At 70.0% G+C, this 24,093-nt stretch carries 20 protein-coding genes and 1 tRNA gene; 9 read left to right on the top strand and 12 right to left on the bottom strand.

The window, feature by feature from the left end:
- Positions 1 to 37: 37 nt before the first annotated feature.
- On the top strand, positions 38 to 1,873 hold the full coding sequence (locus tag OG494_RS36805; protein WP_328446635.1) for a sensor histidine kinase: 1,836 nt from the start codon (positions 38 to 40) through the stop codon (positions 1,871 to 1,873).
- Positions 1,813 to 2,469, top strand: coding sequence for a response regulator transcription factor (locus OG494_RS36800; protein WP_328446633.1), 657 nt, complete (start codon positions 1,813 to 1,815; stop codon positions 2,467 to 2,469). The genes OG494_RS36805 and OG494_RS36800 overlap by 61 nt, the downstream gene beginning before the upstream one ends.
- A gap of 244 nt (positions 2,470 to 2,713) precedes the next feature.
- Here OG494_RS36800 and OG494_RS36795 read toward each other — a convergent pair whose 3' ends face one another.
- Complete coding sequence (locus OG494_RS36795) at positions 2,714 to 4,033, bottom strand: FAD-dependent oxidoreductase (RefSeq protein WP_328446631.1); 1,320 nt, start codon at positions 4,031 to 4,033, stop codon at positions 2,714 to 2,716.
- Between the two features lie 111 nt (positions 4,034 to 4,144).
- Between OG494_RS36795 and OG494_RS36790 the strand changes: the two genes are divergently transcribed.
- From OG494_RS36790 to OG494_RS36775, 4 genes are all read left to right on the top strand, one after another.
- Complete coding sequence (locus OG494_RS36790) at positions 4,145 to 4,789, top strand: aminodeoxychorismate/anthranilate synthase component II (RefSeq protein ID WP_328446629.1); 645 nt, start codon at positions 4,145 to 4,147, stop codon at positions 4,787 to 4,789.
- Positions 4,786 to 5,577: an ABC transporter ATP-binding protein gene (locus tag OG494_RS36785; RefSeq protein ID WP_328446627.1), complete on the top strand. Its 792-nt coding sequence runs from the start codon at positions 4,786 to 4,788 to the stop codon at positions 5,575 to 5,577. The genes OG494_RS36790 and OG494_RS36785 overlap by 4 nt, the downstream gene beginning before the upstream one ends.
- The gene (locus OG494_RS36780; RefSeq protein WP_328446625.1) at positions 5,565 to 6,206 is read left to right on the top strand and encodes a hypothetical protein; all 642 of its coding nucleotides are present in this window, start codon (positions 5,565 to 5,567) and stop codon (positions 6,204 to 6,206) included. Before OG494_RS36785 ends, OG494_RS36780 begins: the two co-directional genes overlap by 13 nt.
- Before the next feature lie 100 nt (positions 6,207 to 6,306).
- On the top strand, positions 6,307 to 6,621 hold the full coding sequence (locus OG494_RS36775) for an effector-associated constant component EACC1 (RefSeq protein ID WP_328446623.1): 315 nt from the start codon (positions 6,307 to 6,309) through the stop codon (positions 6,619 to 6,621).
- Between the two features lie 51 nt (positions 6,622 to 6,672).
- Here OG494_RS36775 and pknB read toward each other — a convergent pair whose 3' ends face one another.
- The 7 genes from pknB to OG494_RS36740 form a co-directional block, all read right to left on the bottom strand.
- Positions 6,673 to 8,643 (bottom strand): Stk1 family PASTA domain-containing Ser/Thr kinase, encoded by a 1,971-nt coding sequence (pknB, locus tag OG494_RS36770; RefSeq protein ID WP_328446621.1) that lies wholly within the window; start codon positions 8,641 to 8,643, stop codon positions 6,673 to 6,675.
- Positions 8,640 to 9,983, bottom strand: coding sequence for a serine/threonine-protein kinase (locus OG494_RS36765; RefSeq protein ID WP_328446619.1), 1,344 nt, complete (start codon positions 9,981 to 9,983; stop codon positions 8,640 to 8,642). Before OG494_RS36765 ends, pknB begins: the two co-directional genes overlap by 4 nt.
- 3 nt (positions 9,984 to 9,986) lie before the next feature.
- Positions 9,987 to 11,456, bottom strand: coding sequence for a peptidoglycan D,D-transpeptidase FtsI family protein (locus OG494_RS36760; RefSeq protein WP_328446617.1), 1,470 nt, complete (start codon positions 11,454 to 11,456; stop codon positions 9,987 to 9,989).
- On the bottom strand, positions 11,453 to 12,937 hold the full coding sequence (locus tag OG494_RS36755) for an FtsW/RodA/SpoVE family cell cycle protein (protein ID WP_328446615.1): 1,485 nt from the start codon (positions 12,935 to 12,937) through the stop codon (positions 11,453 to 11,455). Before OG494_RS36755 ends, OG494_RS36760 begins: the two co-directional genes overlap by 4 nt.
- Positions 12,937 to 14,334 (bottom strand): PP2C family protein-serine/threonine phosphatase, encoded by a 1,398-nt coding sequence (locus OG494_RS36750; protein ID WP_328446613.1) that lies wholly within the window; start codon positions 14,332 to 14,334, stop codon positions 12,937 to 12,939. The genes OG494_RS36755 and OG494_RS36750 overlap by 1 nt, the downstream gene beginning before the upstream one ends.
- Positions 14,331 to 14,792, bottom strand: a complete 462-nt coding sequence (locus tag OG494_RS36745) for an FHA domain-containing protein FhaB/FipA (RefSeq protein ID WP_247059705.1) — start codon at positions 14,790 to 14,792, stop codon at positions 14,331 to 14,333. Before OG494_RS36745 ends, OG494_RS36750 begins: the two co-directional genes overlap by 4 nt.
- A 100-nt stretch (positions 14,793 to 14,892) precedes the next feature.
- Positions 14,893 to 16,140: a DUF3662 and FHA domain-containing protein gene (locus OG494_RS36740; RefSeq protein ID WP_328446609.1), complete on the bottom strand. Its 1,248-nt coding sequence runs from the start codon at positions 16,138 to 16,140 to the stop codon at positions 14,893 to 14,895.
- A gap of 130 nt (positions 16,141 to 16,270) precedes the next feature.
- Here OG494_RS36740 and OG494_RS36735 point away from each other — a divergent pair.
- Positions 16,271 to 16,353: transfer RNA gene (locus OG494_RS36735), tRNA-Leu, on the top strand.
- 216 nt (positions 16,354 to 16,569) lie between these two features.
- Here OG494_RS36735 and OG494_RS36730 read toward each other — a convergent pair.
- From OG494_RS36730 to OG494_RS36715, 4 genes are all read right to left on the bottom strand, one after another.
- Complete coding sequence (locus OG494_RS36730; protein ID WP_328446607.1) at positions 16,570 to 17,310, bottom strand: S1 family peptidase; 741 nt, start codon at positions 17,308 to 17,310, stop codon at positions 16,570 to 16,572.
- A 115-nt stretch (positions 17,311 to 17,425) separates the two neighbouring features.
- Positions 17,426 to 18,166, bottom strand: a complete 741-nt coding sequence (locus OG494_RS36725) for a S1 family peptidase (RefSeq protein WP_328446605.1) — start codon at positions 18,164 to 18,166, stop codon at positions 17,426 to 17,428.
- 178 nt (positions 18,167 to 18,344) lie between these two features.
- Positions 18,345 to 19,100: a S1 family peptidase gene (locus tag OG494_RS36720; protein ID WP_328446603.1), complete on the bottom strand. Its 756-nt coding sequence runs from the start codon at positions 19,098 to 19,100 to the stop codon at positions 18,345 to 18,347.
- Positions 19,101 to 19,201: 101 nt separating this feature from the next.
- On the bottom strand, positions 19,202 to 19,576 hold the full coding sequence (locus OG494_RS36715; protein ID WP_328446602.1) for an FKBP-type peptidyl-prolyl cis-trans isomerase: 375 nt from the start codon (positions 19,574 to 19,576) through the stop codon (positions 19,202 to 19,204).
- A 140-nt stretch (positions 19,577 to 19,716) separates the two neighbouring features.
- Between OG494_RS36715 and OG494_RS36710 the strand changes: the two genes are divergently transcribed.
- Together OG494_RS36710 and OG494_RS36705 are read left to right on the top strand one after the other, a co-directional pair.
- Positions 19,717 to 22,935 (top strand): penicillin acylase family protein, encoded by a 3,219-nt coding sequence (locus OG494_RS36710; protein ID WP_328446600.1) that lies wholly within the window; start codon positions 19,717 to 19,719, stop codon positions 22,933 to 22,935.
- 89 nt (positions 22,936 to 23,024) lie between these two features.
- On the top strand, positions 23,025 to 24,065 hold the full coding sequence (locus OG494_RS36705) for a trans-sulfuration enzyme family protein (protein WP_328446598.1): 1,041 nt from the start codon (positions 23,025 to 23,027) through the stop codon (positions 24,063 to 24,065).
- Positions 24,066 to 24,093: the final 28 nt, after the last annotated feature.

The following is a 24,093-nucleotide window of genomic DNA, read 5'->3' as shown; positions in this document are numbered from 1 at the left end:
GGCGGATCGGCGAGGATCACGGGGGAAGGAGGCGCCGATGACCTACGTGCGTGCGGTCGGCCGGGCGTTCGCGCTCGCCGCGTTCGCGCTGCTGAGCTGGTTCGACGTGCTGGTCAAGCTGCTCACGTTCGCGCTGCTGTGCCTCGGGTTGGTCTTCTTCCTCGGCCCCGCGATCGAATGGACCCGGCACCGGTCGACGACGGCCCGCGCGCTGGCCGCGCGCTGGTGCGGTGTCGAGGTCGAATCGCCCTACCAGCCCGAACCGCCGGAGCCGGAACGGGAGCGCGACGGCTGGTACCGCGACGGCAACACGCTCTACAAGCGGGCGTTCTGGATCCGCTGGAGCCGCCGGCTCACCTGGGTGATGGAGGATCCGGCGGCGCAGCGCGAGTTCGGCTGGCAGCTGGTGAACCCGCTGCTCACGCTGCTGCTGCCGGTCTTCGTGCTGCTCGGCGGGCCGATGGCACTGCGCGGTTACGGCCACTGGACGCGCTGGTGGATCGGCCGTCGTCCCGGCGCGGTGGCGAAGATCGGCGCGCTGCGGTGGGTGCACCAGCGGCTGGATTCGCTCGGGCACCAGCTGGGGATCTTCGCGCTTTCGGTGGTGCTCACGGCATTCGCCGTGTGGCCGGTGGCCCTGTTCCTGGTGGCCCCGCCGATGGCGGCGCGGACGGTGCGGTGGAGCCGCGACATCGCGAACACCCTGCGCCGCGAGGTCGGCAACTGGACGGGCGTGCGGATCCTGTCGCCGTACCTCCCGCCGCCACCCTTGCCGACGCCGCGGCCCGACGGGCTCTTCCAGGTGGGCAACCAGCTCTACGAAGAACCGTGGTGGCCGATGCAGCTCTCGCGGACGCGGTGGGTGCTGCGCGACCGGGCGACCTGGCGCGACGTGCTCGCGGCCGTCGTGCTGCCGCTGGGTTCGGGGCTGCTGGCGCTGCCGACGGCCGTGCTGGTGTTCGGGGGTTTCCTCGGCCTGATCGGCCTGTGGATCTGGCGGCCGATCATGGCGGTGTGGAACGTCACCTGGCCGTGGTTCTTCGGCGTTCCGCCGGACACCGGGCACGCGCTCGCGCTGACCCCGCTCGCGCTCGGCGCGTTCCTCCTCGGGCTGGTCCCGACGGCGTTCCTGGCGCGGCACGCGGGCAAGCTCGCCCGGCTGCTGCTGGGCCCGACCGAGGCGTCCCGGCTCGCCCAGCGCGTCGAACGGCTGAAGCAGACGCGCACGGACGTCACCGTCGCCCAGGCCGCCGAGCTGCGGCGGATCGAGCGCGACCTGCACGACGGGATCCAGTCGCGGCTGGTCGCGATGGGGATGAAGCTCGGCGCGGTCGAAGCGCTGGTGGACCACGACCCGGCGGCGGCGAAACGGCTGGCGGCCGAGCTGCGGTCGTCGTCGGCGGAGGCGCTCACCGAACTGCGGGTGCTGATCCGCGGCATTCACCCGCCGGTGCTGTCCGAACGCGGGCTGCTGGACGCGGTGCGCGCGATCGCGCTGGACAGCCCGCTGAAGGCCGAGGTCACCGGCTCGCTGCCCGGGCGCGTCGAGGAACCGGTGGAGGCGTGCGCGTACTTCGCGGTGTCGGAGCTGCTGGGCAACGCGGCGAAGCACGGCTCGCGACGCGCGACGATCGACGTCTCGTTCGCGGACGACCTGCTGGCCCTGGTGGTGACCGACGACGGCCCGGGCGGCGCGGACCCGGCGCGCGGCTCGGGACTGCGCGGGATCGAGCGCCGGCTCGGCGGCTTCGACGGTAGGTTGACGCTGACCAGCCCGATCGGCGGGCCGACGAGGGCGTCCGTGGAGATCCCGTGCCAGATAGACCCCGAGCCGTCATCGCCGAAGACCAGTACCTCCTCCGAGACGGCCTGACGCACCTGCTGACCGCCCACGGCTTCGACATCGTCGCCGCGGTCGGCACCGGTCCGGAACTCGAGTCGGCCTTGCGTTCTCACCGGCCGGAAGTGTCCATTGTGGACGTACGCATGCCGCCGACGAACACGGACGAAGGCATCCAAGTGGCCCTCGCGGTCCGCCGCGACATTCCGGCGTTGCCGATCCTGGTGCTCTCCCAGCACGTCGAGCAGCTGTACGCCCGCGAGCTGCTGGCCGACGGCACCGGTGCGATCGGCTACCTGTTGAAGGACCGCGTGTTCAACGCGGACCAGTTCGTCGACGCGGTCCGCCGGGTCGCCGCCGGCGGCACGGTGATGGACCCCGAGGTGATCGCCAAACTGCTGGCGGGCAACGCATCCGACCCGCTGGCCGCGCTGACCCCGCGCGAGCGTGAAGTGCTGGGGCTGATGGCGGAAGGCTGCTCGAACGCGGCGATCGCTTCCCGGCTGCACTTCAGCGAAGGAGCGGTCGGCAAGCACACGGCGAACATCTTCGCCAAGCTGGCCATCACCGCCTCGGACGACACGAACCGCCGGGTCCTCGCGGTGCTCGCCTACCTCGGCGCGAGCTGAAGCGCAACCAAACCATCCACAGCAGGCGAGTTGTCCACAGATCCACCGCGTCACTCTTCTGAGCGACCCAGTCTCGATACGCTGGACAGGGGACGCCCCCCAGGGAGTGGCGGGGGCTGCTCGTGGAGTGGCGGGGGCTGCTCGTGGAGTGGCGGGGGCTGCTCGTGGGCGGGCGGGGGTCGAAACTGGTCCGTGGCGGCCGGTCCGGCCTATCCGGGAATGGCCGCCACGGCGTCGGGGAAACTCAGGTGCGCGAGACCCGGGTCATCTCCTCGCGCTCCACCACCTTGATCCGCTCTCGACCGGCCGCGAGGCCCAGCGACTTCTCGTGCGAGTCGAGTTTGCCCCAGCCTTCCCAGGTGGTGAACGGGATTCCGCGCGCGGCCAGGAAGTCCAGGATCGCGTCCGGCGCGGTGTACTTCGGGGCGGTCAGTGTGTCGGCGTCGGCCAGCAGGCTCGCGATCGTCTCCGCCGCGTCGCCCTTCGTGTGGCCGATCAGGCCGATCGGGCCGCGCTTGATCCAGCCCGTCACGTACACCCCCGGCAACTGGTCCTCGTCCAGGTCCAGCACGCGGCCCGCCTGGTTCGGGACGACGCCCTTGACGTGGTCGAACGGGAGTTCCGGCAGGTGCGACGACAGGTAGCCCACCGCGCGGTACACCGCCTGGACGTCCCAGTCGTGGAACTCGCCCGTGCCGCGGACGTTGCCGTCGCCGGTCAGCTCGGTGCGTTCCGTGCGCAGGCCCGTCACGCGGCCGTCGGCGCCCAGGACCTCCGACGGCGAGTGGAAGAAGTGCAGGTGCAGCCGCTTCGGGCGGGTGCCTTCGTCGCGGATCGCCCACTCCTGCAACGTTTTCACGACCATGTCGATCTGCTTCGACGCCCGCAGCGCGGCGATGCTGCCCTCGTCGAACTCGATGTCCTCGGGGGCGACGATGACCTCGACGTTCGGCGCGTGGTCCAGCTCGCGCAGCTCCAGCGGCGTGAACTTCGCCTGCGCCGGGCCGCGGCGGCCGAACACGTGGACGTCGGTCACCGGGCTCGCCTTGAGGCCCTGGTAGACGTTGTCCGGGATGTCCGTGGGCAGCAGTTCGTCGGCCGTCTTCGCGAGGATGCGCGCGACGTCCAAGGCCACGTTGCCGACGCCCAGCACCGCGACCGAAGTCGCGGTGAGCGGCCAGCTGCGCGGGACGTCCGGGTGGCCGTCGTACCAGGAGACGAAGTCGGCGGCGCCGTAGCTGCCGTCGAGGTCGGCGCCCGGGATGTCGAGCGCGCGGTCGGCGGACGCGCCGGTCGAGAAGATCACCGCGTCGTAGAACTCGCGCAGCTCGTCGAGCTTGATGTCGGTGCCGTAGTCGATGTTGCCCAGCAGCCGGATGTTCGGCTTGTCGAGCACCTTGTGCAGCGCGGTCACGATGCCCTTGATGCGCGGGTGATCGGGCGCGACGCCGTAGCGGATCAGCCCGAAGGGCGCGGGCATCCGCTCGAACAGGTCGATCGTGACGTCGGCGTCGGACTTGTCCAGGATGTCGGCGGCGTAGATGCCGGCGGGACCAGCGCCCACGACGGCTACGCGAAGGGATCGGCTCACCCTTACCACGGTAAGTTAGGTTTACCTAACCTAAAATGTGATTTGCGGTACGGTCCACCCAGTGGGAGCCGGTAAGCTCGCCGCATGCGCGTCTTGGTCGTCGACAACTACGACAGTTTCGTCTACAACCTGGTCCAGTACCTGGCCCAGCTCGGCGCGGACTGCACCGTCTGGCGCAACGACGTCGTGGACCTCGACCGCGTCTCCGAGTTCGACGCCGTGCTCGTCTCGCCCGGCCCCGGCACTCCCGAACGCGCTGGTCAGAGCATGGACGTCATCCGCAAGTGCGCCGAGACGTCGACCCCGATGCTCGGCGTCTGCCTCGGCCACCAGGCGCTCGGCGTCGTCTACGGCGCGACCGTCGACCGCGCACCCGAGCTGCTGCACGGCAAGACGAGCCAGGTGCGCCACTCCGGCGTCGGCGTCCTGAAGGGCTTGCCGGAAGAATTCACGGCGACCCGCTACCACTCCTTGACGGTGCTTCCGGAGACGATCCCGGACGACGTCTTCGAAGTCACCGGCCGCACCGCCACCGGCATCGTGATGGGCATGCGGCACCGCGAGCTGCCGCTGGAGGGCGTCCAGTTCCACCCCGAGTCCGTGCTCACCGAGGGCGGCCACCGGATGCTGGCCACCTGGATGGCGTCGGCCGGCCACCCCGTCGACGCCCAGCGCGTCGCCGAGCTGGAGCGCGCGACGAAGGCACTGCAGAAGGCCGCCGTTGCGTGATCCGGCTCGAGGGCGTCGGAAAGCGGTACGGGCGCGGCGACTTCGTCCTGCGTGACGTCGACCTGAGCGTCGAACCCGGGCGGGTCGTGGGCATCCTCGGCACCAACGGCTCCGGCAAGTCGACGCTGCTGCGGATCATGGCCGGCGTCTCGCACGCCACCACCGGCACGGTCACCGGCAGACCGCGGATCGGCTACCTGCCGGACCGGTTCCCGGCCGGCCAGCGGATGGGCGCGCGGGCCTACCTGCGGCACATGGGCCGCATCCGCGGCCTCACCGACCTCTCGATGATCGACCCGCTGCTCGAACGGCTCGCCCTGGTCGGCGGTCCGACGGCACCGCTGCGGACGCTGTCCAAGGGCAACGCGCAGAAGGTCGGGCTCGCGCAGGCCGTGCTGGTGCGGCCGGACCTGCTGATCCTCGACGAGCCGTGGTCCGGGCTCGACGTCGCCACGCACGCGATCCTCGGCGAAGTCGTCGACGAGACGCGGGCGCGCGGCGCGAGCGTCGTGTTCACCGACCACCGGCCGCCGGTGGTGCACGACCACGCGGACGTCGTGCACCTGATGGACGCCGGCCGTTTGACGGAAGAAGACTCCGAGCCCACGACGCGGATCGTGCTGCGTGGCCACGGCACCGGCTGGGCGGACGAACCCGGTGTGCGGCACGCGGTCGTCGAAGGAGTTCAAGTCGTGCTCACGGTCGAGGTCGATTCCGTCGACGCCGTGCTGCTGCGCGCGTTGAAGGACGGCTGGTCGGTCCGGGAGGTCGCGCCGTGCTCGCGTTGACGCGGTACTACCTGGCACTGCTCGGACATTCGCAGCGGTACCTGCCCGCGCTGCTGGCCTACCTCGCGCTCTGCGTGATCCTCTACGCCGATCCGCACTCGCCGCCGCTGCCGTTGTTCGGGGTGAGCGCCGGCGGGCTGCTGGTCGTGTCGTGCTGGCTGACGATCGCGCTGCTCGACATCGAGGATCCGGTGCAGCGCCTGGTGACCTTGAGCCACGCGCGGCAGTGGCGGCGCTTGATCACCGGCGCGGTGCTGACCGTGCTGGGCTGCTCGCTGGTCCTGACGGTGATCACGGAGGCGTGGTCGGCGCTCAAGTCGTTCAAGATCCAGCCGGCCGCGCTGGGTATCGGCCTGCTGGCGCACATCGCGTGCGCCCTGCTGGGCATCGCGATCGCGCTGCCGTGCTCGCGGCTGCTGGTGCACCGGATCGGCTGGACGGTGCTGGCCGCCGTGGTGACCCTGTTCGTCGTGCTGCTGGCGAAGATTCCGCTGGTCCACCCGCTGCTGCACGCCCTGACCGACGAGGAACCGGTCGGCGGTCCGCTGGCACTGGCGGTGGTGACGTCGGCGGTGCTGCTGGGCGTCAGCTTCGTGGTCGTCTCACGGCTGGTGCAGCGTCGTTCCTGAGTGCAATTTGCAATCTTCAATTCCCCCGCCGGGCTTCCCGGGGGTCCTCGAACACGACTAAGGTTCGGGTCCTCTCCGGTTCTGGGTGAAGGGAGACCGGGTGACGGCTGGGATCGTAGCGATCACCGTGCCCGACTCCGATGGTGAGCTCCGGGACCTCGCGGCTTGGCTTCGCGGCGAGGACGAGCTCCGCGGCCGGGTCCAGCTCTTCGACGCCGTCCTCGTCGGCGTGACGAGCAACTCCGCCGGCGTCTTCTGCCGCTCGCTCTTCGGGTGGCTGCGCCGCTGCCAGTCCCGCGTCTCCCTGAAGGTCAAGCGCTCGGGCGCCGCCGAAGAACTGGAAATCGACTGCGGCGCCGGCAGCGACGCCGAGCAGGTTCTCGGCGCCGTCCAAGGGTTTCTCGACAAAGCCTGAAAACGAAGAAGGCCCGCACGGCGAACCGTGCGGGCCTTTCTCGTGGATCCGTCAGCCGCCGGGGGTGCCCGACGACGTCGTCGGGAACGGGAAGCCGCCGTTGCCCTCCGACACACCCACGGTGATCGCCTGGTTCTTGTCGATCTGGGTGCCCGGGGTCACGTTCTGCTTGGTGATCGTGCCTTCCGGTTCCTTGCTGGTCTTGTCGGACTGCGTCCGGAGGTTCCCGGTCCAGCCCATGCTCTGCAGCTTCGACTGCGCCTCATCGGTCGTCATGCCGCTCAGGTTCGGCATCTCGATCTTGTCGGTCTGCTCCGGACCGGTCGACACGGTGAGGGTGATCGTGGTGCCCGGTATCACCGAACCGCCGTTCGGGTTCTGGGTGATGACGCTGTCCTTCGGAACGCTGTCCGAAGCCTGGTCGACGCGCTTCGTCTTGAAGCCCTGGCCCCGCAGCGCCGCGTCGGCCTGCGAGTACGGCTTGCCCGTGAAGTCCTGGACCTGCTTCAGTTCCTTCGACTTGGCCACCGTGATCTTCACGGAGGTGCCCTCGTCGACCTCGGAATCCGCGGTCGGGGTCTGCTGCTGCACCAAGCCGGCCTGGTTCGGGTCGTCGACCTCGACCTCCGCGACGTTCGTGTCCAGCGTCAGCTTCGCGTCGGTCAGTGCCTGCTGCGCCTGGTCGCGCGTCTTGTTCTTGAGGTCCGGTACGCGGGCCTTGCCCGGCGCGACCCCGACGTACAGCGCGATCTTCGTGCTGGTGCTGACCGTCGTCCCGGCCGCGGGGTCGATCTTGATGACCCGGTTGACGTCACCCTGCTCGCACTGCGGGCTGCCGTCCGTCGGCTGCACCCCGCAGGTGACGTTCTTGGTCTCGATCGACGTGAAACCGGCGCCCGTCAGGGTTTCCCGCGCCTGCGGGACCGTCTGGTGCACCACGTCGGGGATCGCGGCCGTGTCGGTGCTGCTCTTGAAGGAGCCCGCCAGCCACATGATCAGCAGCACCGCGCCCAGCACGAACACCGCCGCCAGCACACCCAGGATCGTGCGGCGCCGGCGCTTGGCCTTCGGGTCCTCGTCGTCCGGCTCGGCGTACTCCTCGTAGCGCTGCGGCTGCCGCCGGTCGTTGTTCATCACCTGCGTGCGCTCGTCTTCGGACATCACCATCGGCGCGGCCGGGCGCTGACCCGACAGGGTGCGGACCAGGTCCGAACGCATCTCCGCGGCCGACTGGTAGCGGTTCGCCGGGCCCTTCGCCAGCGCCTTCAGCACGACGGCGTCCAGCTCGGGCGCGACCGCCGGGTTCACCGACGACGGCGGGTTCGGGTCCTCCCGGACGTGCTGGTAGGCCACCGCGACCGGGGAGTCGCCGGTGAACGGCGGTTCGCCCGTGATCAGTTCGTACAGCACACAACCGGCGGCGTAGACGTCGGACCGGGCGTCGACCGACTCACCGCGGGCCTGCTCCGGCGACAGGTACTGCGCCGTGCCGATCACCGCGGCGGTCTGGGTCATCGCGGACTGGCCGTCGTGCATCGCGCGCGCGATGCCGAAGTCCATCACCTTGACGGCGCCGTTCTTCGTGATCATCACGTTGGCCGGCTTGACGTCGCGGTGGACGATGCCGTGGCGGTGCGAGAAGTCGAGTGCCGCGCAGACGTCGGCCATGACCTCCATCGCCCGCTTCTGCGACATCGGGCCCTCGGTCTTGACGATGTCGCGCAGCGTCCGGCCTTCGACGAACTCCATGACGATGTACGGCAGCTGACCGAACTCGGTGTTCGCTTCGCCGGTGTCGTAGACCGCGACGATCGCCGGGTGGTTCAGCGCGGCGGAGTTCTGCGCTTCCCGGCGGAAACGCTCCTGGAACTGCGGGTCCCTGGCGAGGTCGGCACGGAGGATCTTGATCGCGACTTCCCGGCCGAGACGCACGTCCTGGCCGTGATGGACCTCGGACATGCCTCCGTAGCCGAGCGTCTCGCCCAGCTCGTACCGGTTGGAGAGCAGTCTGGGTGTGCTCATCTCTGGGTGCCGTTCCATTCCGTCCAAGGTGTGTTCATGATGCCTTGCTGGCCATCGTCGGTCGTGCCGGGAGTGTCCGCCGGGTAGGCGCTCGAAGAAGCGGGCGGATCCTCCGCGGGCGGCTGTCTGCCTGGGACCACCTGGCTCGTCGTCTGGCCGCCGTGCTGCTGCGAGCCGGAGCCGGAGCCGCCGATCATCTTCGCGATCAGCACGATGCCCGCCACCAGGACGACGAGCAGGATCGCCGCCAGCAGCGCCCACCAGCCCCACTGCGACTTCTTGCGGGTGACCGGCACCATGACGGGGCGCATCGCGGGCCGGGACGGCGGGCCGATGACGGGCATCGGGTTCATCGCGGGGGACGGCGGCCCGATCGGCATGTGCTGCTGTTGCTGCGGCACCGGCTGCTGGACGGGCGGCTGTTGCTGGATCGGGTGCTGACCGGTCGAGGCCGGGTGCTGGCCGGTGGCGTAGGACGCGTTGACCAGGCCGGACGGCGCCGGCAGCGGCATCCCGGCGCGCACCGCGGCGACGGCGGCCGCGAACTCGCCGCCGCTGTTGTAGCGCTGCCGCGGGTCCTTCACCAGGGTCGCCTCGATCACCGCGCGCGCGGCGGGCGGGACGTCCGGTGGCAGCGGCGGTGCCATGTCGCGGATGTGCATCATCGCGACCGTGACGGCGTTTTCGGAGAGGAACGGCCGGTGCCCGGCGAGGCACTCGTAGCCGCACACCGCCAGCGAGTAGACGTCGGACGCCGGCTCGGCCGGGTGCCCGAGCGCCTGCTCCGGCGCGATGTAGTGCGCCGTGCCCATGACCATGCCGGACCGGGTGACCGGTGCCGCGTCGGCCGCCTTCGCGACGCCGAAGTCGGTGATCTTCACCTGGCCCGCCGGCGTCACCAGGATGTTGCCCGGCTTGACGTCGCGGTGCACCAGGCCCTGCTCGTGCGCGGCCTGCAGCGCGTTGCCCGCCTGCTCCAGCATGTCGAGCGTGAACTCCGCCGACAGCCGGCCGTGCTTGGCGAGCAACCCGGCCAGCGGGTCGCCGTCGACGAGCTCCATCACCAGGTACGCGATCGACAGGTCGCCGTCGAAGATGGTCTCGCCGTAGTCGTGCACCGCGGCGATGCCGGGGTGGTTCAAGGACGCCGTCATCCGCGCCTCGGTGCGGAAGCGGTGGAGGAACTCGGCGTCGCCGGAGAGTTCGGCCTTGAGGATCTTGACGGCCACGGTCCGGTCCAGCCGGGTGTCGCTGGCCTGCCAGACCTCGCCCATCCCGCCGACGGCGATCCGGCTCGTCAGCTTGTAGCGCTCGGCCAGTAGCTGACCGGAGGACAGCATGCGCTATCCACCCCCGAGTTTGGCGTTGATCGCCGCGCGGCCGATTTCCGCGGCGACCGAGCCGCCGGTGGCCGCGAGCCCGCGGTTGCCGCCGTCTTCGACGATCACGGCGACCGCGATCTTCGGGTCGTTCGCCGGGGCGAACGCGGTGTACCAGGCGTGCGGGAAAGTGTTCTTGGAGTCCGTGCCGTGCTCGGCGGTGCCGGTCTTCGACGCGATCTGGATGTCCGGGCGCTTGCCGCCGCCCTTGGTGAAGCCCTCGGAAGCGATCATCATGTCCTTGAGGATCGCGGCATTCGACGACGACAGCGCCGGTGTGCCGGTGAGCTCGGTGGGACTGTAGTCCTCGATGGTGGAGAGGTCCGGAGCCAGTACCGACTGGACCAGTTGCGGCTTCATCGCCATCCCGCCGTTGGCGACGGTCGCGGCGAGCAGGCAGTCCTGCAGCGGTGTGAGCCGGACGTCGCGCTGGCCGATGCCACTCTGGTACAGCGCGCCCTGGGAGTCCAGCGGCCCGACGGTGGACGGCGCCACCTTCATCGGCACGGTCAGGTCCGTCTGCCCGATGCCGTAGTTCGCCGCCGTCGCCTTCATCTTGTCGGCGCCGAGCTGGCCGGCGAACTCCGCGAACGGCACGTTGCAGGAGTGCGCGAGCGCGTCCTTGAACGTGGCGCCGGGGCAGGCCTCGCCGGCGTAGTTCTCCAGCGTGACGCTCGTACCGGGCAGCTTCGTGTTCGGCGCCGGGTTGACCGGGGTGTCCGGGCCCTTGCCGTCCTCGAGCGCGGCGGCCGCGGTGACCAGCTTGAACGTCGACCCCGGCGGGTAGGTCTCCGAGATCGCCCGGTTCAGCATCGGGTTCTTGTCGTTCTTGATGTTCGCGTTCCAGGCGTCGATCTGCGTCTTCGACGTGTGGGACGCGAGCTGGTTCGGGTCGTACGACGGCGTCGAGACCATCGCCAGGATCCGGCCGGTGCTGGGCTCCAGCGCGACGACGGCGCCGGTGTAGTTCCGCTGCGTCATCAGGTCGTACGCGGCCTTCTGCACGGCCGGGTCGATGGTCAGCCGGACGTTGCCGCCGCTCGGGTCGCGGCCGGTGACCATGTCCGACAGCCGCCGCACGAACAGCCGCGGGTCCGAGCCGTTCAGCACGTCGTCCTCGGCGCGCTCGAGGCCGCCGGAGCCGTAGTTGATCGAGTAGTAGCCGGTGACCGGCGCGTACATCGGGCCGTCGACGTAGGACCGGATGTACTTGTACTTGTCGTTCGACGGGTCGACCTTGGCCAGCACCTCGCCGTTCGCCTGCGACACGATCTGGCCGCGCCGGCGGGCGAACTCGTCGTAGAGCACGCGGGCGTTGCGCGAGTCGGTGCGGTAGTCGTCGGCCTTCACGACCTGGATGTAGGTGGCGTTGGCCAGCAGCAGGACGACCATCACGAGCATCGCCATGCCGACCTTGCGGAGCGGGGTGTTCATGCCTGGGCGCCCCCGTTCGCCGGCGGGCGCTGCACGAGCACGGTGTGCGCTTCGGCGATCGGCGCCTGCGGCTGCTGGGGCTTCGGCCGGGCGCTGGGCCTGCGGGCGGCGTCGGAGATCCGCAGCAGCAGCGCGACCAGGATGTAGTTCGCGAGCAGCGACGAACCACCCTTGGAGAGGAAGGGGGCGGTGATACCGGTCTCCGGGATGAGTTTCGTGACGCCGCCGACGACGACGAAGATCTGCATGACCATGGTGAACGCCAGCCCGCCGCCGAGCAGCTTGCCGAACGTGTCGCGCACGGCGAGCGCGCTCCGCATGCCGCGCATCGCCACCAGCAGGTACAGCATCAGGACCGCGGCCAGCCCGATGAAGCCGAGCTCTTCGCCGATCGACGCGGTGATGAAGTCGGTGGCGGCCTCGGGCACCATGTCCGGCCGGCCCGCGCCGAGGCCGGTGCCGCCGACGCCGCCGGTGCCGAGCCCGAACAGGCCCTGGGCGAGCTGGTAGCCGCCGCCGGGCTTGTCGTAGGTGGCCAGCGGGTCCAGCCAGTTGGCCACGCGCTGCTGCACGTGCCCGAAGAGGTTGTAGGCGATCACGCAGCCGACGACGAAGAAGCTCAGCCCGAGCACGACCCAGATGGCCCGCTCGGTCGCCACGTAGAGCATCACCAGGATGACGCTGAAGAACAGCAGCGACGTGCCGAGGTCCTTCTCGAAGACCAGGACGCCGATGCAGACGACGGCGGCGATCAGGATCGGGCCGAGGTCACGCGCGCGCGGCAGCTCGACGCCGAGGAACTTCTTGCCCGCCACCATGAACAGGTCGCGCTTCGACACCAGGAACGAGGCGAAGAAGATCATCAGCAGGATCTTCGCGAACTCGCCCGGCTGGATCGAGAAGAACGGCAGCTTCAGCCACACCTTGGCGCCGTTGACCTCGGACAGGCTCGACGGCAGCAGCGCCGGCAGCGCGAGCGCGACGATGCCGATCAGGCCGGCGGTGTAGCCGTAACGGGTCAGCGTGCGGTGGTCGTTGACGACCACCAGCACCACGATGAACAGCGCCAGCGAAATGACCGTGAACAGCACCTGCTTGGTGACGTCCGGCGAGAAGTCCTTGCCGTTCTGCAGCGCCTTCTCGGCCTGCGCCAGGTCGATCCGGTGGATCATCACCAGGCCGATGCCGTTGAGCAGCGCGACGCAGGGGAGCAGCACCGGATCCGCGTACGGCGCCCACTTGCGCACCGCGAGGTGCGCCCCGGTCAGCACGCCGAGGTAGGCGAGCCCGAGCCAGAGGATCGACGCGGTGAGTTCCTGCTCCTGGTTCGCCTCCACCAGGACCAGCGCGATGGTCACGATGAAGGCCGCGAACCCCAGCAGCACCAGTTCGGTGTTGCGCCGGGTCGGCACGTCCCGCGGCGGGTTCGTCTGGAACTGGGCCGCGAGCGGCTCGGCGGTGTTCGCGGCAGGCTGGCCCATCAGTTACCGCCTCCCGTCGTCGGTGCCGTCGAACTCGGCGTCGAGCAGTCCCTCCCCGCAGGCTGGTTCGCCGACGACGGAGCGGTGGAACCGGCCGGTGCCGACGGAGTCGTCGTCGGCGTGGCCGTAGGGGTCGGCGTCAGCGACGGCTGGCCGTTCACCGGCGCGCAGTTGTTCAAGCGCTTGTGCAGCTGCAGGAAGTCGTCGATGTACTTCCGGGCGTCGTCGAGGCTGTCCTTCTTGACGCCGTTCTGCACCGCCAGCCGCGCGTCTTCCTGGAGCTGGTTGACGCGGAGCTTGTCCGTGCACACCTGGTTAGGCGGGCACGAACCCTGCTCGTAGGTGTGCAGGTCGATGCCGAGGATGCTGCCGGGAACGCCGCGGTAGATCACGACCTCCTGGTCCGCACCTTCGCCGACATAGTACTGACTCAGCACGAAGTAGCGGGTGGCGATGGCGGCCGCGGCGAGCACCACGAGCACCACCAGCGCGCCGGCCAGCCAGCGGAACCGCTTCCGGCGCTTGGCCTTGGGGTCCACGCTCGGCTGCGGCAGCTCCTGGCGCGGCTGCGGCGGGGGCTGGGTCAGCGCCCGGGCCCGCGCCGCGGGCGAGTCGCCCTGGTGCCGCTCGTCGCTGCCGTCCCCGGCGGCGCCGCCCACGATGGGCGCGTCCTCACCGAAGTCGACGTCGACGACGTCGGCGATGATCACCGTGACGTTGTCGGTGCCGCCGCCCTTGAGCGCCAGCTCGATCATCCGGTCCGCGCACTGCTGCGGGTCCGGGATCTGCACGGCCTCCGCGAGCGTCTCGTCGCTGACCATGCCGGACAAGCCGTCCGAGCAGATCAGGTACCGATCGCCGGGGCGCGCTTCACGCACGGTGAGGCTCGGCTCGACCTCGTGCCCGGTCAGCGCCTTCAGCAGCAGCGACCGCTGGGGGTGCACCGCCGCCTCTTCGGGCGTGATCCGGCCTTGTTCGAGCAGTTCGTTGACGAAGCTGTCGTCGCGCGTGATCTGCGCGAACTGGCCGCCGCGGAACAGGTAGGCGCGCGAGTCGCCGACGTGCACCAGGCCCAGCCGGGTCCCGGCGAACAGCACGGCGGTGAGCGTGGTGCCCATCCCGTCGAGGTCCGGGTCCTGCGAGACGAGCTCGGCGATCGCGGCGTTGCCGTTCGCCACCGCCTCGCGCAGCTGGGCGAGGAGGTCGTCACCCGGCTCGTCGTCGTCGAGCGGGGCGAGGGAGGCGATGACGACCTTGCTGGCCACTTCGCCCGCCGCATGACCACCCATGCCGTCGGCGAGCGCGAGCAGGCGAGGGCCGGCGTACACGGAGTCCTGGTTGCTCGAACGCACCAGGCCCCGGTCGCTGCGGGCTGCATAGCGGAGGACGAGAGTCATGGGCGAAGCTCGATCACCGTCTTGCCGATCCGGATGGGGACTCCGAGCGGGACCCGGAGGGGTGCAGTGACCTTAGCCCGGTCCAGATAAGTGCCGTTCGTCGAGCCCAGATCTTCCACGTACCAGTCCTCACCGCGCTGGGCGATCCGGGCGTGCCGGGTCGACGCGTAGTCGTCGTCGAGCACCAGCGTCGAGTCGTCGGCGCGGCCGATCAGGATCGGCCTGCCGTCCAGCGCGATGCGGGTCCCGGCGAGCGCCCCGTGGGTCACCAGCAGCTGCTGCGGCGATTTCCCGCCGCGCGGCTTCTTCTCCTTCTTGCGACCGAAGGTCGGCACCTGGACACGCATGCCGGACGCCGCGTAGAGGTCCGAGCGGACGACTCTGAGCGCGGCGAACACGAAGAGCCAGAGCAGCACGAGGAAGCCCACCCTGGTGAGTTGTACGACCAGCTCTGGCACTTGGTGTGTCCGCTCCCGACTCTTCCGTGCAGCCGCGACGCGGGTACGCCGCGGTCCCCCCGCACGTCAATTCTGCGGGAACAGTATTACGGGCCCGGAGTCAGCCCTGCGTACGGAACACCAGGGACGAATGCCCCACCCGGATGACGTCACCGTCCGCGAGCTGCCAGGTCTGCACCGGAGTGCCGTTCACGGTCGTGCCGTTCGTCGACCCGATGTCGGCGAGCGTGGCGCTCTGACCGTCCCAGGTGATCTCCAGATGACGGCGCGAGACACCGGTGTCGGGGAGCCGGAAGTCGGCGTCCTGGCCGCGGCCCACGACGTTGCCACCCTGCTTCAGGGAGTACGTCCGGTTCGAGCCGTCGTCCAGCTGCAGGCTCGCCGCGAGCTGACGGCCCGCCGCGGGGGCGGCGTAGCCACCCTGCTGCTGCGCGTAGGGGTCACCGGCCGGCTGCCCGTACGCCTGCTGCTGGCCGTACTGGTCGTAACCGGCCTGCTGCTGACCGCCGTACTGGTCGTACCCGGGCTGCTGCTGCTGGCCGCCGTACTGGTCGTAGCCACCCTGCTGGTAGCCGCCCTGGTCGTACCCGCCGCCCTGCTGGGGCTGCGCGTACCCGCCCTGGTCGTAGCCACCGCCCTGAGGGGGCTGGGCGTAACCCTGGTCGTAGCCGCCCTGCGGGGGCTGCTGGGCGTACCCGCCCTGGTCGTAGCCACCCTGCTGGTAACCACCCTGCTCATAGCCACCGGCCGGGGGCTGCTGACCGTAGCCGCCCTGCTCGTAGCCGCCCTGCTGCTGGCCGTAACCCTGGTCGTACCCGGGCTGCTGGCCACCCTGCTGTCCGTAGCCGTACTGGCCCTGCTGGCCGTACGGGTCACCCTGGTCGTATTGGCCGTAGCCGGGGGGCTGGCTCATTGCTGGGTCTCCTGCGTTGCTGGGTCGTGCCGACCGCGGTGAACCGGCGCCTGCGGGGCGGGCGTCGGGATCGACGGACGAACGGGTCTTGAACTGTCCAGTATGCAGCGCCTCGTTGCGCTCGAGTGATACGACGACGTCACCATAGGTGTCCAGGCCTTCGGCGGCGAGGTGTTCGGCCACCGCCTTGGCCAGCACCTGGGTGACGCGTTGCTCGTCACCGGCCATGCGCTCGTGGTCAGCCGTCCCCAAGGACACGATGTAGTGATTCGGGGCGAGCTGCCGACCGCCTGCCAGCTCACGAACGTTCTCCTCACTCTCCCGCTCGAGTGCGATCGCCACTTCCTGCGTGACGACGTTGCCACCGAACATGCGCGCGAAAGTGTTCCCCACCAGGTTCTCGAGTCGCCTGTCGAATCTTTCGGCGCGGCCCACCGGGGAAAACCTCCTCACACTTGTGCTTCCGCCCCGATCCTATCCGGGTGAGCGAGCCTCGACACGGCCCCCGGTGAAACCGGTGCGAACGACCTGCTAGTGTTCTCCTCGCTGCCGCAAGGAAGCACTCGGGCGAGTGGCGGAATGGCAGACGCGCACGGTTCAGGTCCGTGTGTCCGAAAGGACGTGAGGGTTCAACTCCCTCCTCGCCCACGCTGTTCAGAGCCCCGGTCGCTAGCGCGACCGGGGCTCTTCCCGTTGTCCTTGTGTCTCCCGGGGGGCCGAGCCCCCGGACCCCCCACGGTGCCTTCGCTCACCTTCCAGCGTGGCTGAGCGGGGTTCTCCTGGTGGGGAATATCACCCGTTTGGCTCTGCGTGGTGTTCGCTTACGGCTGAGTTCGGGGTGTATTTAGGCCCTGTCTGGCTGGTTCAGGCCGTCGTCTTGGTGATCCAGTCGGCCAGGACGTCCGCGCGGGACGTGGTTTCGATGCCCGCGTGCGGGCAGCCGGGGCCCGTTGCTTCCAGCGCTACTAGGCCGTTCGGGGTGAAGTACGGGGCTCCGGAGTCGTAGGTGCAGGCACTCGTGGTGATCGCCGGGCTCGCGCCGCGGACTCCCAGCGTTGTCGGGGCCACCGTCGCCACCGCTACCGTGCCCTGCTGCATCCGGGTGGCCGGCTTGGGGTTCGTGCTGGTCAGGCTGCCCCAGCCGGCCAAGGTCAGCTGGTCGCCCACCTTGGGGAGCGTGCGGTCGAGCGGCAGGGGCTTCACCGTGCTCACCGGGGTGTCGAGGCGGGCCAGCGCCACGTCGTTCTCTTTCGCCTGGATCACCTCGGTCACCTTGCGGGCCACGCCCGACTCCGTGGCCTCGTCGGTCAGCCCGAGGGTCGCGGTGGTGGGGTAGGGGACCTTGCCCGAGACGCGGTTGCGGGCCGCGTCGTGGAAGCAGTGGCCGGTGGTGAGGAGCCATCCGGGCGCGACCAGCGCGCCCGTGCAGTAGCTGCTGTACGTCGAACCGTCCGGGCGGGGGATCTTCGTCATCGCGAGCTTCGCGACGAACCCGAACCGACCCTGGGGGACGTCTGAGCCGTTGGCGATCCCTGGCGCGGCCAAGGCGGCAGGGGCGGTGGTGATGGTCAGGACAACAGCGGCTAGCAGGGCGCGCAGGCGCATTCTTCCCCTTCGTCGAACCGATGATCGACGTTCGAGGTTATTGCCGCGGCCGGGCCGGGGGAATTCCCTGGCCGGGCGTCACCCGGTGGGCCACCGGGTGACGCCCGGAAGGAGGTCAGCCCGTGTGCGAAGAGATCCAATCCGCGACGACGTCGACCCGCGAAGTCGTCTCGAGCTGGTTGTGGGGGCAGTCCGGACCGGACGACTCCACCGAGACCAGCTGCCCGCCGGTGCCGGCCGCGACGAAGTACGGCGCGCCCGAGTCGTACACGCAGGCGCTCGTCGTCGACGTCGGCGCGACGCCCTGCACGCCCAGCGTCGAGGTGGCCACCTGGCCGACCTTCACCGTGCCCTGCTGCAGCTTCGTCGACGGCGTCGGGTTGGTCGCCGTGAGGCTGCCCCAGCCGGCGAGCGTCAGCTGCTGCCCGAGCGACGGCGTGAGCCGGTTGACCGTCAGCGGCGTGATGCCGGTGACGTCGGCGTCGAGGGTCGCGATGGCGATGTCGTTCGCGGCGGCCTGGTAGACGGTCACCACGTTGCGCGTCACGCCCGGCGTGCTCTGGTTGACCGTGCCGAGCAGCACCGACGTCGGGTACGGCACCGGGCCGGAGACGCGGTTGCGGTTGGCGTCGTGGAAGCAGTGCCCGGCGGTGATGATCCACTTCGCCGCGATCAACGCGCCGGAGCAGGCGCTGTTGTACTTGGTGCCGTCGGGTTTCGGGATGTTCGTCATCGTGAGTTTCGCGGCGAACTGGAACTGGCCCGCCGGGACGTCGGAACCGTTGGCCACGGCCGAAGCCGGACCCGCGGTGGCGAGGGTCAACAGGGCAGCGGAAAGCACAGCGCGAACGCGCATCGGTGGATCCCCCTTGTCACGCACCGGCGGCTCGCGCCGGCGATCACCTTCGAGCGTAGCGACGGCGGGCGGGGTCGGACTGCGCTGCTCGGAGTAAGAAAACGGCCCCGACGCTCAGCGCCGGGGCCGTTTTGCCGGGAATGTCCCGGGAATGTCCCGGGAATGTCCCGGGAAAGTCTCAGCCGATGTGCGAGGCGATCCAGTCCGCGACGACGTCGACGCGCGCGGTGGACTCGGCCTGGTCGTGGGGGCAGTCCGGGCCGTCGCTCTCGATGGAGACCAGGCGGCCGCCGTTCTTGCCGGTCGGCACGAAGTACGGGGCACCCGAGTCGTAGGTGCACGCGCTGGTCGTCGACGTCGGGGCGAAGCCCGTCACGCCGGTGTACAGCGGGTCGACGGTGGCGACCTTCATCAAGCCCTGCTGCAGTTTCGTGCCCGGCGTCGGGTCGACCGACGTCAAGCTGCCCCAGCCCGCGAGCACGACCTTCTGGCCCACGACCGGCGTCTTGTGGTTGAGCGACAGCGGTTCGACGCCGAAGACGGGCTTGTCGAGCTCGGCGATCGCGATGTCGTTGCTCGGTGACTGGTACACCGTCACGACGTTGCGCGTGATCCCCGGCTTGTCGACGGTGGTGGTGCCCAGCAGCACCGACGTCGGGTAGGGGACCGGGCCGGAGACCGGGTTGCGGGCCGCGTCGTGGAAGCAGTGGCCGGCGGTGATGATCCACTTCTTGGCGATCAGTGAACCCGAGCACGCGCTGTTGTACTTCGTGCCGTCGGTGCGCGGGATGTCCGTCATGGTCAGCTTCGCGGCGAACTTGAACGTCCCCTGCGGGACGTCGGCGCCGTTGGCCACGGCCGATGCCGGTGCGGCGGTGACGACCGCCGCGGCGAGCGCGAACAGACCTGCGGAAAGCAAAGCGCGGATGCGCATTCTCAACCCCCTGGTTGGGCCGGCGTCCGGCCGGCGATGGGGGCGAGGGTAGCGAAACCCGGTGCGGCGGTGGCGGGAAGTCCCGCCACCGCCGGCGGAAATCAGTTCACGCCGACCAGGTCGACGACGAAGATGAGGGTCTCGCCGGGCTTGATGACGCCGCCCGCGCCGCGGTCGCCGTAGCCCAGGTGCGGCGGGATGACGAGCTTGCGCCGCCCGCCGATCTTCATCCCCGCGACACCCTGGTCCCAGCCGGAGATGACCTGGCCCGCGCCGAGGCCGAAGCGCAGCGGCTCGCCGCGGTTCCAGGATGCGTCGAACTCCTCGCCGGTGGAGTGGGAGACACCGACGTAGTGCACGGTGACGGCCTTGCCGGGAGTGGCCTCCGCGCCGTCGCCGACGGTGATGTCGGTGATCTCGAGGTCGGCCGGCGGGGTGCCGTCCGGGCGGTCGATCTGGGGCTTTTCCAAGGTCATGGCGCCCACCGTACCCACGCGCGCGAGGCTGCGCCGTTCGGACTACGCCCAAGGGCTGAAAAACGCGAAAACTCTTCACATGTGTGCTACTGCTCGGTAGCGTGCGCTTCGTCACTCTCCTTGACCCCGAGGGAGCCCTGATGCGACGCGGCATCCGCACCCTGACCTTGACGGCTTTGGCGGGCTTGGTCGCCGGGCTCACCCAGGTCGCTGTCACCGCTCCGGCCGCCGAGGCGGCCGCAGCACCCAACGACTACTGCGGCGGGCAGTGCAGCGACATCCTGCCGCCCGGCGAAAACGGCAACGGCACGCTGGCGGACATCCTGGCGCACAAGGTGCTCGGCACCCGCCCGGCGCACGCGGCCGACCAGCTCGGCAAGTACTCCTCGCTGGCCGGTGGCTACCAGACGCTGACCACCGGGGCGATCAACCAGTACTTCAACGACTCGTCGTTCGGCGTAGCCGCCGACCAGGTCGCCAGCACGATCCAGCCGCGTTCCGACGTGACGATCGTGCGCGACAAGGCCCTCGGCGTCCCGCACATCACCGGCACCACGCGCGCCGGCACCGAGTTCGGCGCCGGGTACGCGGCCGGGCAGGACCGGCTGTGGCTGATGGACGTCCTGCGCCACGCCGCCCGCGGCCAGGTGACGTCGTTCGCCGGCGGCGCCCAGGCCAACCGCGAGCTGGAGCAGAGCTTCTTCGCGAACGCGCCCTACACCGAAGCCGAGCTGCAGCAGCAGATCGACCACGTCGCCGCGAGCGGCCCGCGCGGCGCGCAGGGCCTGTCCGACGCGCAGGCGTACGTCGACGGGATCAACAAGTACATCACCGACTCCCACAGCGGCCGCTACTTCCCGGGCGAGTACGTGCTCACCGGGCACGTCGACGCGATCACCAACAACGGCACCATCGACCCGTTCAAGCTGACCGACCTGGTCGCGCTCGCGTCGCTGGTCGGCGCCGAGTTCGGCGCCGGTGGTGGCGGTGAGGTGCAGAACGCCGTCGCGAAGCTGGCGCTGCAGGAGCAGTACGGCGCCGCGCAGGGGGAGAAGGTCTGGCAGAGCCTGCGGTCCGAGGACGACCCCGAGGCCGTCAAGACCCTGCACGACGGGCAGACGTTCCCCTACGGCAAGACCCCGGCCAACGCCGTCGGGCAGGCCCTGCCGGACAAGGGTTCGGTGACCCCGCAGCAGCTGGTGTTCGACCAGACCGGTTCGGCGTCGACCGCGACTCCGTCCACTGTGGACGTCCCGGCGCCGGCCGCGCAGGAGCCCGCCCGCGGGATGTTCGACAACGGCGTGCTGCCCGGCGACATGCTGACCGACAAGCACGGCATGTCGAACGCGCTGGTCGTGTCCGGCTCGAAGACCGCCAGCGGCCACCCGGTCGCCGTCTTCGGCCCGCAGACCGGGTACTTCGCGCCGCAGCTGCTCCTGCTGCAGGAACTGCAGGGCCCGGGCATCAGCGCCCGCGGCGCGGCCTTCGCCGGGCTGAGCATGTACGTGCTCCTCGGTCGCGGCCAGGACTACTCGTGGAGCGCGACGACGTCGGCGCAGGACATCATCGACACCTACGCGCTGAACCTGTGCGACCCGAGCGGCAAGGCGCCGACGAAGGACTCGAACTACTACACGTACAAGGGCCAGTGCCTGCCGATGGACACGGTGGAGGTCAAGGACTCCTGGAGCCCGACGGTGGCCGACGGCACCGCGGCCGGCTCGTACACCCTGCGTGCCTACCGCACGAAGTACGGCCCGGTGCTGAGCCGGGCGACGGTCGGCGGCAAACCCATGGCGTACGCGCAGCTGCGGTCCTCGCTCTTCCACGAGGCCGACTCGCTGATCGGCTTCCAGGAGCTGAACGACCCGGGTTACGTCAAGTCCGCGGCGGACTTCCAGAAGGCCGCGGCCGACATCAACTTCACGTTCAACTGGTTCTACGCCGACTCGAAGGACATCGCGTACTTCAACTCCGGCGCCAACCCGGCCCGGCAGTCCAATGTGGACCCGAACCTGCCGGTGTGGGGTGACCAGGGGCACGACTGGATCGGCTGGAACCCGGCGGGCAACGTCGCGAACTACACCCCGGCGTCGCAGCACCCGCAGTCGGTCAACCAGGACTACTACGTCAGCTGGAACAACGCGCAGGTCAACGGCTACGCGGCGGCGGGTGCGGACAAGTCCGCCGTGCACCGCGTCGACCTGCTCGACACGCGCGTCAAGACGATGATCCTCACCGGCACCAAGGTCACCCGGGTCAACCTGACCCAGGCGATGGAGGACGCCGCGCTGGCCGACCTGCGTGCCGAGCGCGTCCTGCCGCTGCTGCTGCAGGTGCTCGACAAGACGCCGACCACCGGTGCGGCGGCCGATGCCGAGGCGAAGCTGAAGGCGTGGATGGCCAACGGCCACAAGCGGACGGAAACCACGGCCGGCAGCAAGGCGTACGCCGACGCCGACGCGATCCGGATCTTCGACGCGTGGTGGCCGCTGCTGGTCCAGGCCGAGTTCAAGCCGGGAATGGGCGACAACGCCTACAACGCGATGACGGGCGTGCTGGGCATCAACGAAAGCCCGTCCGGCTTCCAGAACGGCAACGGCCAGCACACCGGTCAGCCGCACAAGGGCTCGTCGTTCCAGTTCGGCTGGTGGGGTTACGTCAGCAAGGACATCCGGCAGGTGCTCGGCCAGCCGGTGGCCGGCCCGCTCGGCAGCACGTTCTGCGGCGGCGGCAACGTCACCACGTGCCGCCAGGCGCTCGTCGACTCGCTGACCACCGCCGCGGGCCAGGCCGCGAACACCGTCTACCCCGGTGACGCGAGCTGCTCCGCGGGCGACCAGTGGTGTGCCGACACGATCGTGCACAACCCGCTGGGCGGCATCACGCAGGACAAGATCACCTGGCAGAACCGCCCGACGTTCCAGCAGGTCGTCGAGTACACCGCGCACCGAGGCGACAACATCGCCAACCTCGCGCCCGGGAAGACGGTCAGCGCCACCAGCGCCGAAACCGGCTTCTACCCCTCACCGGCGTCGAACGCGATCGACGGCAACGCCTCGACCCGCTGGGCCAGCGACTGGAGCGACGACCAGGCGATCACCGTCGACCTCGGCTCGGTCCAGCCGGTCTCGCGGGTAGCCCTCAGCTGGGAATCGGCGTACGGCAAGGGATACAAGATCCAGACCTCGCCGGACGCCGTGAACTGGACGGACGCCGCGGTCGTCACCAACGGGGACGGCGGGCAGGACAACGTGTCCTTCGCGCCGACGCAGGCCCGGTTCGTGAAACTGCAGGGCGTCCAGCGCGGCACGAAGTACGGCTACTCGTTGTACGAGTTCGAGGTGTACGCCCACTGAAGCCAGGTCGGCTCGCCCGCGGACGCGCGGGCGAGCCGGCCGCCTTCGTCACAGTGACCGGGGAGATGACCTGCGGTTACGGTGATCGCATGGACGACTGGACGCCCCGCACCAAGGCCATCGCCGCCGGCCGGCCGCACGGTCCCGGTGAGCCGTTGAACACCCCGCTCGTCGCCACCAGCACGTACCAGGCCGGTGGCGATTCCGTGTACGCGCGCAGCGACGGCACGCCGACCTGGCACGCGCTCGAGGAGACCATCGGGGCGCTCGAAGGCGGCTACGCGACGGCGTTCGCGTCCGGCGTCGCCACGCTGTCGGCGGTCCTGGACCTGCTGCCGGTCGGGTCGCGGGTGGTCGTCCCGACGTTCAGCTACGCCGTGACGCGCGGGGTGCTCGCCCACGCGCAGAAGCTCGGCAAGCTCGCCGTCACCGAGCTCGAGCCGACCGACACCGCGGCCTGGGTGGCCGAGGCGGCGACGTCCGACCTGGTCTGGCTGGAGTCGCCGACCAACCCGACGCTCGACGTCATGGACATCGAGACCATCGCCGCGGCCGCGCGCGGCCGGGTCGTCGTCGACAACACCTTCGCGACGCCGTTGCAGCAGCGGCCGCTCGAACTCGGCGCCGACGTCGTCGTGCACAGCGCGACCAAGCTCATCGGCGGGCACAGTGACCTGCTGCTGGGCCTCACCGTGGCCAAGGACCCGGCCGTCGCCGACGAGCTGCGTGGCGCGCGGACCCGCGTCGGGTCGACGCCGGGCGCCCTCGAAGCCTGGCTCGCGCTGCGGGGGCTGCGGACCATGCCGGCGCGCCTGGCCGAGCAGTCCCGGACCGCCGCGCTGCTGGCCGAGCGCCTCCGCGAGCACCCCGCGGTGACGAAGGTGCGCTACCCGGGTTTCGGGATGATGGTCGCCTTCGAACTGGCCGGCGGCGAGGCCGCCGACAAGTTCTGCGCGGCCGTCCGGCTGATCCGGTCCGCGACCAGCCTCGGCGGGGTGGAAAGCCTGGTCGAGCGGCGGGCGTGGCTGCCGGGTGAGGAACGTGTGCCGGCCGGTCTGGTGCGGTTCAGCGTCGGTCTCGAAGATCCGGATGACCTTTGGCGCGATTTGTCCATCGCCCTCGCGGAGTAACACCAACGGAGGAATCCTCGATAGTCGC

The organism is Amycolatopsis sp. NBC_00438 (assembly GCF_036026695.1).
Classification (GTDB): Bacteria; Actinomycetota; Actinomycetes; order Mycobacteriales; family Pseudonocardiaceae; genus Amycolatopsis.
Note: the sequence above shows the minus strand (reverse complement) of the source record. Positions and strands in the feature narration are given on the sequence as shown.

Coding starts and splice junctions, on each gene's coding strand:
- OG494_RS36805 (WP_328446635.1), top strand. CDS start 38: ATGACCTACGTGCGTGCGGTCGGCCGGGCGTTCGCGCTCGCCGCGTTC.
- OG494_RS36790 (WP_328446629.1), top strand. CDS start 4,145: ATGCGCGTCTTGGTCGTCGACAACTACGACAGTTTCGTCTACAACCTG.
- pknB (WP_328446621.1), bottom strand. CDS start 8,643: ATGAGCACACCCAGACTGCTCTCCAACCGGTACGAGCTGGGCGAGACG.
- OG494_RS36765 (WP_328446619.1), bottom strand. CDS start 9,983: ATGCTGTCCTCCGGTCAGCTACTGGCCGAGCGCTACAAGCTGACGAGC.
- OG494_RS36760 (WP_328446617.1), bottom strand. CDS start 11,456: ATGAACACCCCGCTCCGCAAGGTCGGCATGGCGATGCTCGTGATGGTC.
- OG494_RS36755 (WP_328446615.1), bottom strand. CDS start 12,937: ATGGGCCAGCCTGCCGCGAACACCGCCGAGCCGCTCGCGGCCCAGTTC.
- OG494_RS36750 (WP_328446613.1), bottom strand. CDS start 14,334: ATGACTCTCGTCCTCCGCTATGCAGCCCGCAGCGACCGGGGCCTGGTG.
- OG494_RS36730 (WP_328446607.1), bottom strand. CDS start 17,310: ATGCGCCTGCGCGCCCTGCTAGCCGCTGTTGTCCTGACCATCACCACC.
- OG494_RS36725 (WP_328446605.1), bottom strand. CDS start 18,166: ATGCGCGTTCGCGCTGTGCTTTCCGCTGCCCTGTTGACCCTCGCCACC.
- OG494_RS36720 (WP_328446603.1), bottom strand. CDS start 19,100: ATGCGCATCCGCGCTTTGCTTTCCGCAGGTCTGTTCGCGCTCGCCGCG.
- OG494_RS36715 (WP_328446602.1), bottom strand. CDS start 19,576: ATGACCTTGGAAAAGCCCCAGATCGACCGCCCGGACGGCACCCCGCCG.
- OG494_RS36710 (WP_328446600.1), top strand. CDS start 19,717: ATGCGACGCGGCATCCGCACCCTGACCTTGACGGCTTTGGCGGGCTTG.
- OG494_RS36705 (WP_328446598.1), top strand. CDS start 23,025: ATGGACGACTGGACGCCCCGCACCAAGGCCATCGCCGCCGGCCGGCCG.